The sequence below is a fragment of the Acidobacteriota bacterium genome (genome assembly GCA_016713675.1).
Classification (GTDB): Bacteria; Acidobacteriota; Blastocatellia; order Pyrinomonadales; family Pyrinomonadaceae; genus OLB17.
On the sequence record JADJOS010000001.1, the window covers coordinates 2,358,000 to 2,371,888 of the forward strand.

At 54.4% G+C, this 13,889-nt stretch carries 10 protein-coding genes and 2 pseudogenes; 9 read left to right on the forward strand and 3 right to left on the reverse strand.

All coding sequences use genetic code 11. The features are described 5' to 3' along the window. Positions 1 to 81: 81 nt before the first annotated feature. The 5 genes and pseudogenes from IPK01_10760 to IPK01_10780 all read left to right on the forward strand — a co-directional run bounded on the left by IPK01_10760 (position 82) and on the right by IPK01_10780 (position 6,262). Positions 82 to 1,014 carry a putative sulfate exporter family transporter gene (locus IPK01_10760; GenBank protein ID MBK7933960.1) on the forward strand — a complete coding sequence of 311 codons (933 nt, stop codon included), beginning with the start codon at positions 82 to 84 and terminating at the stop codon, positions 1,012 to 1,014. A gap of 48 nt (positions 1,015 to 1,062) precedes the next feature. After that, positions 1,063 to 3,990: an excinuclease ABC subunit UvrA gene (uvrA, locus tag IPK01_10765; protein MBK7933961.1), complete on the forward strand. Its 2,928-nt coding sequence runs from the start codon at positions 1,063 to 1,065 to the stop codon at positions 3,988 to 3,990. A 35-nt stretch (positions 3,991 to 4,025) separates the two neighbouring features. After that, positions 4,026 to 4,214, forward strand: a pseudogene (locus IPK01_10770) (hypothetical protein). Between the two features lie 46 nt (positions 4,215 to 4,260). Then, a complete protein-coding gene (locus tag IPK01_10775) occupies positions 4,261 to 4,719 on the forward strand; it encodes a hypothetical protein (GenBank protein MBK7933962.1) in 459 nt (152 codons plus the stop codon). Between the two features lie 1,186 nt (positions 4,720 to 5,905). Beyond that, positions 5,906 to 6,262, forward strand: coding sequence for a DUF2200 domain-containing protein (locus IPK01_10780; GenBank protein ID MBK7933963.1), 357 nt, complete (start codon positions 5,906 to 5,908; stop codon positions 6,260 to 6,262). A gap of 19 nt (positions 6,263 to 6,281) precedes the next feature. Here IPK01_10780 and IPK01_10785 read toward each other — a convergent pair whose 3' ends face one another. The 3 genes and pseudogenes from IPK01_10785 to IPK01_10795 all read right to left on the reverse strand — a co-directional run bounded on the left by IPK01_10785 (position 6,282) and on the right by IPK01_10795 (position 9,830). After that, positions 6,282 to 8,156 (reverse strand): hypothetical protein, encoded by a 1,875-nt coding sequence (locus IPK01_10785; GenBank protein MBK7933964.1) that lies wholly within the window; start codon positions 8,154 to 8,156, stop codon positions 6,282 to 6,284. Between the two features lie 34 nt (positions 8,157 to 8,190). Next, positions 8,191 to 8,943: pseudogene (locus tag IPK01_10790) on the reverse strand (pyridoxine 5'-phosphate synthase). A gap of 146 nt (positions 8,944 to 9,089) precedes the next feature. Continuing rightward, the gene (locus IPK01_10795) at positions 9,090 to 9,830 is read right to left on the reverse strand and encodes a glycosyltransferase family 2 protein (protein MBK7933965.1); all 741 of its coding nucleotides are present in this window, start codon (positions 9,828 to 9,830) and stop codon (positions 9,090 to 9,092) included. Positions 9,831 to 9,951: 121 nt separating this feature from the next. On the opposite strand from IPK01_10795, the gene IPK01_10800 reads away from it, so the two are divergent. The 4 genes from IPK01_10800 (at position 9,952) to IPK01_10815 (ending at position 13,850) form a co-directional block, all read left to right on the forward strand. Beyond that, entirely contained in the window at positions 9,952 to 11,589 is a 1,638-nt protein-coding gene (locus IPK01_10800; protein ID MBK7933966.1) for a S41 family peptidase, read from the forward strand. 9 nt (positions 11,590 to 11,598) lie between these two features. Then, on the forward strand, positions 11,599 to 12,723 hold the full coding sequence (locus tag IPK01_10805; protein MBK7933967.1) for a 6-phosphofructokinase: 1,125 nt from the start codon (positions 11,599 to 11,601) through the stop codon (positions 12,721 to 12,723). A 12-nt stretch (positions 12,724 to 12,735) separates the two neighbouring features. After that, entirely contained in the window at positions 12,736 to 13,203 is a 468-nt protein-coding gene (locus tag IPK01_10810) for a transcription elongation factor GreA (protein MBK7933968.1), read from the forward strand. A 98-nt stretch (positions 13,204 to 13,301) separates the two neighbouring features. Further along, complete coding sequence (locus tag IPK01_10815; protein ID MBK7933969.1) at positions 13,302 to 13,850, forward strand: CDP-alcohol phosphatidyltransferase family protein; 549 nt, start codon at positions 13,302 to 13,304, stop codon at positions 13,848 to 13,850. Positions 13,851 to 13,889 lie beyond the last annotated feature (39 nt).

Sequence of the window (13,889 nt, forward strand, 5' to 3'; positions counted from 1 at the left end):
CACCTAGGGTTTGATCGAAAAGGTGAATGGAAGCGGCAAGTTTCTTTTTCACCTTTTTCCTTTTATACTCGTTCACTTCGTATGATCATCGCAAAGATCCTATTCTTTCTTGTCCTGATCTTCGTCCTTTCGCCGTGGGGCTCGCCATTTTTGGCGTTGACGCTTGGCCTGGCGATTGCGTTGACGCTCGGTAATCCTTTTCCGAAGCTCGAAGGCAAGCCGACAACGTATTTGCTGCAGGCATCGGTCGTAATGCTTGGATTCGGGATGAATCTCGGGGCGATCGTCAAAGCAGGTCAGAGTGGAATACTTTTTATTCTGGCGGTGGTCTTCGGCGCGTTGGTACTTGGGTTCGTGTTTGGGAAACTGCTCGCGACGCCTAAGCGTATCACGACATTGATCACGGTCGGCACGGCAATTTGCGGCGGATCGGCCATCGCCGCTGTCGGGCCGGCGATCAAGGCTGAGAATGACGAGATGTCCGTCTCGCTTGGCACGATATTCGTCCTGAATGCCGTCGCACTGTTCGCGTTTCCGTTTATCGGACATTCGATAGGGATGTCGCAGGAACAGTTTGGGCTTTGGTGCGCAGTGGCTATACAGGACACGAGTTCGGTTGTCGGTGCATCGTCCGCGTACGGGGCCGCCGCACTCGCGGTAGCCGCTACCGTTAAACTGGCACGGGCCCTATTCATCGCACCTCTCGCCCTCGCCCTTGCGTTCATGTTTCGCGAAAAAGACGCAAAGGCAAAGATAACTGTGCCGTGGTTCATCTTCCTTTTTGTCGGAGCCGCCGCAATTCGGACATTCGCTCCGGTCATCATTCAGCCGAGCATATTTGACGCCATCGTCAACCTCGCAAAAGCGGGATTCGCCGTCACGCTATTTCTGATCGGCCTCAGTATCTCGGTCGCGATGCTCAAAAAGGTCGGAGTCCGCCCGTTTCTTCTGGGTACGATCCTCTGGATCATTATTGCCTCGATCTCACTATGGGCAGTTCTCAAGTTTGCCTAGCGACTGCTATAATACTCGTTTCGACTAAGCGCCGAATTTGCCACTTAGATGAGTATCAAGCAAATTAGTGTCCGCGGGGCACGCCAGCATAACCTCAAGAACATCGATGTCGATATTCCGCGCGATAAATTTGTCGTGATCACGGGGCTGTCCGGAAGCGGCAAATCGTCGCTGGCGTTCGACACGATATATGCCGAAGGCCAGCGACGGTATGTCGAATCGTTGTCGGCGTACGCTCGTCAATTTCTAGATCAACTAGAGAAGCCCGATGTCGATTCGGTAGAGGGCCTAAGCCCTGCGATCTCGATCGAACAGAAAACAGTTTCGCGCAGCCCGCGTTCGACGGTCGGAACTGTGACTGAGATCTACGATTTTATGCGGCTGCTGTTCTCGTCCATTGGGCAGCCGCATTGCCATCAATGCGACGCTCCGATCACGCGGCAATCGCTCGACCAGATCGTCGCTGGCATCCTCGATCATCCGGAAGGCGAACGCGTGATGATACTTGCGCCTATCGTGAGAGGTCGCAAGGGTGAATTTAAGAAGGAACTCGAAAAGCTCTCAAAGGATTTTAACCGGGCACGTATCGACGGCGAACTTCGCCAACTGGATGAAGAGATCATCCTTGATAAGCGCAAAAACCACACTATCGAGGTCGTCGTCGATCGGCTGCTGATGAAGGAAGGCGTTCGCGAACGGCTGTCCGAATCGGTGAAAACCGCACTGAAACTCACGGGCGGAGCGGTTCTCGTTTCGATAATTGACGGCGACGAAAAGCTGTACAGCGAAAAGATGGCGTGCGTCGATTGCGGCATCAATATCGCGACGCTCGAGCCGCGGTCGTTCTCGTTCAACTCCGCATTTGGTGCGTGTAAACGCTGTCAGGGCATCGGAACCGTGATGGAGATCGACGCCGCTAAGATAGTGCCGGACGAAGATGTTCCGGCGGGGAAAGTCAATTTTCTAAACGGTGTCGATAAAGCGGGTGCGACGTTTCTGCAATCCGCTTTGCTCGCGATCATCGAGAAGTTTACCTTCGGCGATAAGCTCGAACCGCCGAAAGTCGTTGAGGAAAAAGCCAAATCCAAAGCTGTTGCGGCGAAACGTGGACGCAAAATGCGTGACCGCGATGGTGAGACGACGGACATCGTTCAACAATTCCTCGACACCGATTTCGCTGAGCTGCCAAAGGAGATACGCGATGCGTTCTTTTACGGGACGAAGCGGCGATTAACGTTTCGTCACGGAGATTACAAATTCGAACGCGAATGGAGCGGAGCGATGCGTGCGATGCGTGAACGCATCGAAAATCCGCCGTCTGAAAAGATAAAAGCCGCTCTCGAAGAGCTGATCGCCCCAATGCCCTGTCCGTTGTGCCACGGCCAGAGATTGCAGCCCGAAAGCCTTGCGGTAAAGGTCAACGGCCTCGGCATCGCCGATTACACCGAGCAGCCGATCACCGATTCTGTAAAGCGATTTGCCGACATTAAGCTCAGTCCACGCGATGAAAAGATCGCTGGATTGATCCTCAAAGAGATCCGCGACCGTTTGAGTTTTCTCGATGCCGTGGGCCTCGGATATCTGACGTTGTCGCGTTCGTCGGCGTCGCTTTCGGGCGGCGAAGGGCAGAGAATTAGGCTCGCGACGCAGATCGGTTCGCAGCTTCGCGGTGTTTTATATGTTCTGGACGAACCAAGCATCGGGCTGCATCCTCGTGATAATCAGCGGCTTCTGGAGACATTGCATACGCTTCGCGATCTTGGAAATACGGTTCTCGTCGTCGAGCATGACGAAGAGACAATTGAGCACGCAGATTACGTCATCGATCTCGGCCCGCTCGCCGGAACCCACGGTGGCGAGGTCATCGCGACCGGAACGCCCGCGGAGATCAAGAAGAACAAGACCTCCATGACCGGCCGATACATGAGCGGGGAACTAAAGATCGACGTTCCCGACGTTCGCCGCCTGCCGAACGGTAAACGCATCAAGGTCCTAGGAGCGCGAGGCTATAATCTCAAGAACATCGACGCCGAGTTTCCGCTTGGGCTATTAACTGTTGTGACAGGTGTGTCCGGCTCGGGCAAATCGACGCTCGTCGAAGAGATACTCTATCCAGCACTCTACAAACACGTTTACAAATCTACCGTCGGGGGAGAAGCTCTCGAACACGACTCGATCGAAGGCCTCGATCTCGTGGACAAGATCATCGAGATCGATCAAAAGCCGATCGGCCGCACGCCGCGATCTAATCCGGCGACGTTTACGGGGCTGTTCACGCCACTTCGCGAGTTGTACGCGATGCTTCCGGAATCTCGCACTCGCGGCTATAAATCCGGCAGGTTTTCGTTTAACGTCAAAGGCGGACGCTGCGAGGCGTGCGAGGGCGGCGGCATGAAACGCATCGAGATGAACTTCCTGCCCGACGTGTACGTCACCTGCGACGTGTGCCGCGGCCACCGGTACAATCGCGAAACGCTCGCCGTCAAATTCAAAGGCCTCTCGATCGCCGACCTCCTCGACACCACCATCGAAGACGCTCTGCCGCTGCTCGAAAACATCCCTTCAATTAAACAGAAGCTGCAAACCCTGCTCGATGTCGGCCTCGGCTACATCAAGGTCGGCCAGTCTTCGACCACGCTCTCGGGCGGCGAGGCCCAACGCATCAAACTCGCCAAAGAATTGAGCAAACGAGCGACCGGAAAGACCATCTACATCCTCGACGAACCCACGACCGGCCTCCACTTCGCCGACGTTCACAAACTGCTCGAGGTCCTGCAAAAGCTCGTCGACACCGGCAACACCGTCATCGTCATCGAACACAACCTCGACGTCATCAAATCCGCCGATTACATCATCGACCTCGGCCCCGAAGGCGGCTCCGGCGGCGGCAAAGTCGTCGCCACAGGCACGCCCGAAGAGGTCGCCAAAGTCAAAAAGTCCTTCACCGGCCAGGCGTTGAAAGTTGTCCTGAAATAGCCAAATTGAGGTATAATTCCGGCATGTTTGGACGGCAAGACATCTCCGTCGCCGACGGCCTCAAAACCGGCCGCATCATGTCCAAAGACGAAGAGGTCTGCCTCCACTCCGGCCTCTGCGCGGAACGCTGCCCCACCGCCGCCTGGGACATGCAAAAATTCTGGTACAACGTCACCAAAGCCGGCGAGGTCAAGTACGGGTGCACTGGAAATGGTAAAGGGTAAGTTTGTCGTCCAGTTCCGCGTTGAGTGAAGTGTGGGGTAAAAAGCTATGAGATTCCAATCAATCCTGACAATTCTGGTCTGTCTTTTTGCGACATCATTTGTCCTGGCGCAAGCTAATAGCGAGTTTCCCGATGGCTTGCGCGGATTTTCGATGAGTTCGTCTTTCCAATTTGATGGAAAGGAGTACCGTTACGAACTGAATACAGACGCTATCAAAGATACCCCTTCATGGAATGTATCTGACGGCGAACCGCCGCTTCCCATTGTCCGTGCAGTAGACATAGCGAAGGCTCAACTCAAGAAACTCATCAAAAAGACGAAAGGCTGGGATGTCGATTTTGTAAATCTTCATCAGGCGGATCGTAAGAAGTGGTATTACGAGATTCATTTCACGTGCATTGAAATTGGGTGTTCCGACAAGGCCACGGGTGGCTTCACAATTCTTGTGAAGCTGGACGGCTCTCCAGTTGAACCAAAAGTAACCAAGGTACCCAACCGGTCGTAGACCAAAGAATTTGAGTCCGAAGCGGTACAGATCGAGTACGAAGGCCGAAAAGTTTGATACGAAGCAGTGAAAGTGCCTCACGAAGCGGCGCAAATCGCGTCCGAAGCACAAAAAGTTCTTCACGAAGCGCTAACGATCGCTCACCAAGGGCATAAAAACTTGAAACGAAGCGGTGAAAGTCGCTCATAAAGGATGAAAAGTTCGATACGAAGCACAAAGATGTGCTTACGACGCCATGATTCGTGCTCACGACGGCAAGATTCCTGCTCACGACGCCAAGATTCGTGCTCACGACGCGAAGATTCGTGCTCATGACGCCAAGATTCGTGCTCGGGACGCCATGCCGAGTGCTCGGGACGGCAGGAATCGTGCTCAGGATTGATGAAAGACAAGAGGAAAACTTTTAAAAACTCGCCCCCGCGGGAATTTCTCTGCCCGGGGGGTCTTCTCGTTTGGCCCGGCGGGGGCCGGGGAGTTTCGCTGGGGGCGAGGAGCCGGCGGGGGGGGGGTCTCTCCGCCCGGGCCCCCGGTTCGCTTGGGGCTGGGGCGGTGTCTTGCGCGTCCGGGCCAGCGCGGGGGGGGGGAGGGGGGCCGGGGCAGGGGCGGGGGGGGGTCGGGCCCGCGTGGGGTGCCGCTGCCGCGGGCGGGGGCGGCGGCCGGGTCCATCCCCGCGGCCTCCGGGGGCGGGGGGTGCTGGGGGGGGGGAGGGGGGGGCGGGGCCCAACGTGGGGGGGTCCCGAGGGGGGGGGGCGTTTCCCGGTGCCATTTGTATTTGGGAAAAGAGAGGCGAACACGGGGCGCCCCCCCCGGGGGGGAGCGGGGGGGGGTTTGGCGGGGATTTCCGGTTTTTTCCGCGGCTCCCCGGGGGTCCCCCGTTTAGAGGCGGGGGAGCGGGGGACTGAAAAGAATTGGGGAGGTGGCCCCCGCGGCGTTGGCCCGTGGCGGGGGCTTGGGGAGAGATTATTTTTCAAAAAAAGGAACCGAAGGGGGGGGGGGGCCCCCCCGGGGGGGGGGGGCGTTTTCCCCGGAAACCAAACACGCACCCGGGGCCGGGGGGCGGTTTGGGCCGGCGTGCGGGTGTCCGGTTTGCTGGGTGGGGGGGGGAGGTTGGGGCGCCATAATTCATGCTCGCGGACGCATTACGAGTGCACTTTAGAGCACCAAAAGGTTCGAGAGAGGTGACAAAATGACAAACGAACGAGTTTTTGCGATGAGTTTTGCGGGGGTTTATCCGCATTATGTGGCGAAGGCCGAAAAGAAAGGCCGCACGAAGGAAGAGGTTGACGAGGTTATTCGCTGGCTGACGGGATATACGAAGGCCGGGCTCGCGAAGCAGATCGAGACGCGTACCAGCTTTCGCGATTTCTTCGACAAGGCCCCGCGGCTCAACCTAAACGCCCCGCTCATCAAAGGCACCGTCTGCGGCATCCGTGTGGAAAACATCGAAGACCCGCTAATGCAGAAGATCCGCTGGCTCGACAAACTCATCGACGAGCTCGCGAAGGGCAAAAAGATGGAAAAGATCCTGCGGAGCGCGGAATAGTTCTCTCCAATTAAGATCCTCAAACTAGAGTTAACGTGTATTCCGCCGTTTCGATCTTGACGATCAGCGGGCATATCGGATCGTCTAGTATCTGGATTTTGGTCGCTAGATCGTCGGCGTGGAAATGAAGAACCTTTATGTTTTTGTCAGTGTACGTTCCGCTTGAGGCTGTAAACTGCATGATGTACGTAAGACGCTTGACGCCGCTTCCGAGGTTCAGACTTATCTCCTTCCTATCTTTCAGTTCTTTGTGGAGCTTCTGACTAAGGATGAAGGCGATCTCTCCGTCGGGTGCGATCGCGGTTTTGGTCGAGAAGAAGTTGACGTATTTATTAGCCGTAGATAAAGCTGCGTCAGTGATGACGAGTTTCTCGGACTGTTCTTTTTTCGTGCTTTCTTTCCAACGGAAAGCGAGCTTGCCGCCGTCTTCGATAAATTCGATCCGGTAACGTAAAACCTCTTTCGTCTTTTTATTGGTCAATATATACGTGAGAGGCTTTCTATCTAAATAATCATATTTACCGTTCAACGTTTCGCGTAATTGCGTCGCGATACCATCAATAGGGAGTTTAACTGCGGTTGCGGTCGGTGTTACTTTAGTTGTCGTGGCGGTGTTGACGAATTTTCCATCGGTCCAAATTCCTTCGATCGTGATGCCGGCGAGCTTGTTAAATTGCTTTCCGGTGCCGTGCTGCTTATCGTTTACGAATCCGCCGATGTAGTAGCTGCCGTTTTTGAATGTATACGTCGCCTGGCCTTCTCTGAGGTTATTCACCCAGTCGCCGTCATAGGTGTCGCCGTTTGTATAAGTGACCTTGCCCTTGCCGTTACGTTTGTCATTAGCGAATTGTCCGACATAAACCTCGCCGCTTTTCTTTACTGTTTGGGTTCCTTGGCCGGATCGAACATTGTTAGTCCAGACGCCGTCGTAGGTATTTCCATTGGCGGAAAGGAAAATGCCGCGACCTTCCATCTTGCCGTTGACGAAATCGCCGACGTAGGACGAACCGTCCGTATTAATGACCTTACCTTTGCCGCTTCCACGTCCATTTACAAAATAGCCCTCGTAAGTGTTTCCGTTTGCAAAAAGGTATTTCCCAAAGCCGTTGAGGCAATTGCCGGACAGGCATTTCGTGGTGGTCGAGGCAATTGGCTTGGCAGTCGGAACCGCGTCGTCATATTTTGCTCCGCCCTCGAAGGTCATCTGACCCGTGGTTGTGCTTGGAGTTGGCTTTGGGGCCGGTGCATTAGGAGAAACGCCATCTTTCCATGTTCCGCTTATCGTATTGTCCGTTTTCTTGTTGTAATATTTCCCCTCGCCGTGCTGCAAATTGTTTTTCCAAAAGCCGATGTAGTAGCTACCGTCTTTGAAATAGTAGGTCGCCTTGCCGTCTCTGTTGTTATTGACCCAATTGCCGTAATAGATGTCGCCGTTCGCGTAAGCGCAGCGTCCAATACCATGTCGTTTGTCCAGCAACCAATCACCTTCGTACACCTCGCCATCGAGGTAGATCGCCTTTCCTTTTCCGCTACGCTGATTCAGTAGCCAACCGCCCTCGTACGTTTCGCCGTTCAGATAAGTGATCTTGCCTTTGCCGGTGTAAGTGCCCTTGGCAAATTGCCCGACATACACAATGCCTGCTTTAGTCCTATATGTGCCGCTGCCATGCGCTTGGCTATTAACGAAATCACCGTCGTAGGCATCGCCATTTGTATAGACGATCGTGCCTTTGCCGTTCACACAGGTGCCGGCAACGCATTTGTCGAAGAAAATCGAGCTCGTCGAACTTTCGCTTGAAATGAGAGCTATCTCCGGCAACGTTATCGCGGACGCAATTGTAATTTGTGCAGCAACGGCAAACGCCACTGCGAGGAACATTTTGCTGTTATTCATGTTTGATCTTGTTTGAGGGCGAAGAGCCACGTCGCTATCGCTCCCGGTTCTGACAAGCGTCGATCATCTCTTTAACTGCCTGGTTCAATCCGACAAAAACGGCGCGCGAGATGATGTTGTGACCGATGTTGAATTCGGTGATCTCGGGAATCGCGGCGAGGGCCGCGACGTTGCGGTAAGTGAGGCCGTGACCGGCGGCGACGATCATGCCGAGCGAACTCGCGTGGACGCACGATTCGCGAATGCGGCTGACCTCGGCGGCGGCCTTTTGGGCACCTTCGCCGTGGGCAGCTCTGGCTGAAAGTGTGAGTTCCGCGTATTCCGCGGTACAAAGTTCGACCTGCTGGGCACCGGCCTTTTTAGCCGCGTCGATCTGGGCCGGGTCAGGGTCAATAAAAATACTTACGAAGATCCCGGCAGCTTTCAATTGCCCAACAGCCCAACTAACGGGCTCAAAATTACCGGCAACGTCGAGTCCGCCTTCGGTCGTGATCTCATTCGGCTTTCAGGGACGAGAGACGGCGTCGGGTTTTGTTCGAGTTGCGATCGACACCATCTCGTCGGTCGCGGCCATTTCGACGTTTAGATATGTTGTAACGACATCCCGCAGCAGTTCGATATCACGGTCCTGAATGTGGCGGCGGTCGCCGCGAAGATGAACCGTAATGCCGTTGGCACCAGCCTGTTCGCAGATGACGGCGGCGGTGACGATGCTCGGCTCGATGGTCTTGCGAGCTTCGCGAATAGTTGCAACGTGATCGATGTTGACGTTTAACTTAGCGGCCATAATAAGAAGAATTTACCACAGAGGCACGGAGGACACAGAGAGAGGAAAAGAATTTGCCGCGAAAAGCCGCAAAAAGAGCAAAACAGTACGCCGACTCCTTTACCTTTGCAGAACAAACCCTGCGACCTTCGTGCCTCTGTGGTGAATTATTCTAGGTCATAGAGGCCTTGTCGAGCATTTCGCCGGATCTGGTTTAGTTCGCTGATCATACGGCGCGTGTCGCGGAGGACATTGACCTTTGAACCAGCGACGTCGTTCCAACGGACGGGGATCTCGGCGAGCTTCAAATTGTGATACTTTGCGACGAATAGAAATTCGACGTCAAATCCAAATCTGTCGATCTGCATTACATCGAGCAGTGGCCGGAATTTGGCGAGGTTAAATGCCTTGAAACCGCACTGCGTGTCGGCAAAAGGCAGGCCGGACATTGTGCGGATAATGAGGTTCATCACTTTGCCGCCCTGTTCGCGACGCCACGGTTGGTGTGTGCCGATCAGGCTGCGGTCGATGGCCCGCGAGCCAAATGTGACGTCATATTCACCGCTTCGGATCGGATCAAGCAGTTTGTCCATCTCCTCGATCGGCGTCGAAAGGTCGGCGTCGCTGAAAAGGGCAAGATCTGACTTCGCCGCTAAAAGTCCGGTCTTTACGGCGAAACCTTTACCTCGATTCTCTTCGTATCTAATGATATTGGTTTCAATGCGGGGAAACGCTGAGGCCGATTCGCGCGCCACTTCGGCCGTTTGGTCGCCCGAGCCGTCATCGACGATGATCAACTCGGCATTGATCGAATCGATATCGATAAAGTCGAGAATTTTCGTCATCGTGACGCCGGGGCGGGCCTCTTCGTCAAATGCGGGCACTACGATTGATAGATCAATGCTCATCAAGCAAAAAGGTAATAGTAGAGTTTTGGCGGACAAAAGTAAATTGCAAACCTGACGCCGCGACTGCATCAAAAACAAAGAGGCATTTATGCTATAATCTCACGTTTAGGACGAGTAGACGATGGACAAGAAATTCCCGGTCATTGCATTGATGTTGGTCGCTGTGGGAGCCGCAGTCGGCGGATTCTTCGGCAAAATGCCCGTTCGCACTTCGGCGGAGGCCGGCGTGACGACCGAACGTGTAGCTGCCGATTATAATGAAGCGTTGGGGCTCATCGAAGCGAATTATGCAGGCAAGGTCGATCATGAGAGGATCACCGACAGCTCGATGCAGGCAACGCTCTGGACGCTTGATCCCCATTCCTCGTTTTTTAGCCAAGCCGAGTTAAGGAAGATGGACGAGGAGCAAGCCTCGCAGTTCTACGGCATAGGCGTCTCGATCTTGCAGCATCATAACGGCGTCTATATTCAATCGGTGGTACCGGGCACGCCGGCTGATAAGTCCGGCTTGCGGTACGGCGACCGAATTATGGCGGTCGACGGAAAAGACGCGACAGAATGGACCAGCGCTGAAGTATCTAAGAATGTCCGCGGCGAACGCGGAACAACGGTTAAAGTAAGTCTTGAACGGGTCGGGTCAGCGGTCCAGGATTTTGAAATTGTCCGCGGCGGCGTGCCGCTGCCGTCGGTCCGCAATTACTTCATGCTGCCCAATTCGGTCGGCTATATCGGATTCACCGGCGGTTTTCAGCAGACCTCTGCCGAAGAGGTAAAAGCATCTATCGCGGAGTTGAAAAAACAAGGTATGAAGGGGCTTGTGCTGGACCTGCGGGGCAACCCCGGCGGAATTCTGGAACAAGCCATTGGAATCGTCAGCCAGTTTGTTCCGGCCGGGCAGACCGTCGTTTCAGTAAAATCAACTCGCTCATCCGCCGCCCGCGAACTCAAAACCGTCGGCGGAACAAAAGAGACGTTTCCGATCGTCGTGATGATAAACGGCGGCTCGGCCTCAGCGTCGGAGATCGTCGCCGGGGCATTACAGGATTACAATCGGGCATTGATCGTCGGCAGCGACAGCTTTGGTAAGGGATTGGTGCAGCGGGTATTTCGCTTGCCGTTCGGTACGGGGTTGACGCTTACGACCGCTCGTTATTACACGCCGTACGGCCGTTCGCTCCAGCGTGATTATTCTAGCGGTTCGATCTACGATTATTACTCACACCTCGCTGATTCGCCCGATACACCGACCGAAGACATTGCGCCGAAACCGGCCGGCAGTCCGGTCACACTGCCAAACGGAAGGGTATTGTATGGCGGACGGGGGATCGAACCTGATGTCCAGGTGGCGGCTACAAAGCCGAGCCCGCTTCGTTCGCGCATCAATGAGGCGGCGTTCTTCTTTGTACGCCAGATGGTGGCCGGCAAGGTCGCAGGTTTTGACTCGTTAAAAACTGAGAAGCAGACATTCAAACAGGTTTTGGCTCCGAATGAGTTTCAGGTGACGGACAAGATGCTCGACGCATTTCGCAGTTTTGTTGCTGCCGATAAGGTCTACGGCCTAACAGCAGAAAATGTCAGCTCACAACTCGATCACACCAGAACACGTATCCGCGAGGAACTGGCGACGGCGCATTATTCGTCGGAGGCCGGCGTACAGGTTCTGCTCGAGGTAGATCCGCAGGTGGCCAAGGCGATCGAATCGATGCCTGAAGCGGCGAAATTGACCGAATCAGGCGGTCTCTTTCGAGCGGCAAAATAGTTTTTTTATATGTACAAACAGATCGGAATACTGACCGGCGGCGGGGATGCTCCGGGCCTGAATGCCGCGATTCGTGCAGTCGTCAGGACGGCGATCGGCGAATTCGGAATGAGCTGCATCGGGATCGAGGACAGCTTTGAAGGCATCCTCGGTGAGACGCACACGCACAAATTGAATACCAAGAGCGTCAGCGGCATTCTGCCGCGCGGCGGCACGATACTCGGTACTCGGAACCGCGGTAGTTTTGTCAAGATGGTCGACGGCAAGCCCAGCTTTCCGCAAATGCCGATCGGCGAGGCACTGGCGAATCTTGACATTCTCGGGATCGAAGCACTTGTTGCTATCGGCGGCGAGGGAACGCTTGCAATAGCTGAGCAGTTTCACAAACGCGGATTTCCTGTAATCGGTGTCCCCAAAACGATCGACAATGATCTCGCGGCGACCGAATTAACGTTCGGATTTATGACAGCGATCGATATCGCGACCGAGGCTCTTGATCGGCTGCACACGACGGCAGCGTCGCACGATCGTGTCATGATACTCGAGGTAATGGGCCGCAATACGGGATGGATCGCACTCCACGCGGGACTTGCCGGCAGTGCTGACATTATCCTGATACCGGAAATTCCGTTCTCGTTCGATTCGATCGTGCAGAAAGTGCGGGCACGCGAACAGAGCGGTTCGCGGTTTACGAATATCGTGGTCGCCGAGGGTGCAACGGAGGTCGGAAAGGGTGAGATGTACTCGGACACTCAGGAATTGCGGCTCGGCGGTATCGGAGAACACATCCGACGCCGTATTGAGGCAATGACCAACAAAGAATCCCGATGCGTTGTGCTCGGACATTTGCAGCGCGGCGGCAGCCCGAATGCTTTTGACCGAATGCTCGGGACGAATTTTGGAGCATGCGCGGTGCGGGCTCTTGCCAGCGGCGAAACCGGAAAGATGGTTGCACTGCAGGCAGGAACGATCGTCACCGTGCCGCTGCATGAGGCGATAGCAAATATAAAGAACGTTCCGATCGACGGCCAGCTTGTACGAACTGCACGTGATATCGGCATCTCGTTTTCGGCACCAAAGGAATCAAAGCTCGGTGAACCCGCGATGTATGAGGTTAGAACGCTGGGCTCATAAAGTACAGGATCTATGGAAACGATAAAGAAGAAATTGCAGGCGGAACTGGACGTTCTGGAACGTCAGTTACATTTTGACCTGCCAAAGGCGATACAACACGCCCGCGAATTTGGAGACCTAAGTGAAAATGCGGAATATAAGGCCGCGAAAGAGAAACAAACAATGGTTCAGGTCAGGATCAGTCAATTGCAGCAGCGGTTGATGGAGATCGAATCGATCGATATTTCAAAGATCCCGACCGATCGTGCGGCCTATGGTTCAACCTTGGTGCTTTTCGATCTTGAAAAGGAAGAAAAAGTTACTTACAAGCTCGTAACCTCCGAAGAAAGCGATCCTGATAAAGGCCTGATCTCGACTGTTTCACCGATCGGGCAAGCGCTTATGGGCAAAGAGGAAGGCGACGAGATCAAAGTAAGAACGCCGACGGGTTTCCGTAATTTTGAGATCAGCCGATTGAGGACAATTCACGAAAAGGAGTAAGCCTTCAGCAATAAGCGCTAAGCAGTCATCGGGATTGCTTTCGCTGGATGCTGAATGCTGAATGCTGAATGCTAGGTGCAGAAATAGGACGCGGGGCAATGCGGATCATCAACGCGATGGTGCGCGGACTCGCGTCTGCGGGAATTTCGCCAAATATCCTGACGGGGATCGGCGTAACGATCAATATCGGCTGCGGCGTGTTGTTCGGGCTCGGCGAGTTTTTCTGGGCGGGTATTGTGCTGATAGTTGCCAACCTCTTTGATATGCTCGACGGCAATGTTGCCAGGTTGAGCGGCCGCGTCACAAAATTCGGAAGTTTTCTTGATTCAACACTCGACCGGCTCTCAGATATGGTGTCATTTCTCGGCATAATGATCTTTTATGCGGGCAACGCACCTCAGCATTCGATCCTTAATGTTTTTCTCGCCGGAGTCGGCCTCATATCGTCCGTAATGGTCAGCTACGCGCCCGCACGGAGCGAAAGCCTCGGCGTAAAGGCAAATGTCGGTTTCCTGCAGCGGCCGGAACGTGTTGTCTTACTCATCATCGGGGCACTCTCAACTTGGAATTGGGATTCGGACTTTTTCCTTTTAACCGCATGCCTCAGGTTCTGTGGGTGCTCGCGGTGGGTTCGGTCTGGACACTAGTACACCGTATGTTCTATATCTGGAAAGAGTTTCGGCGGA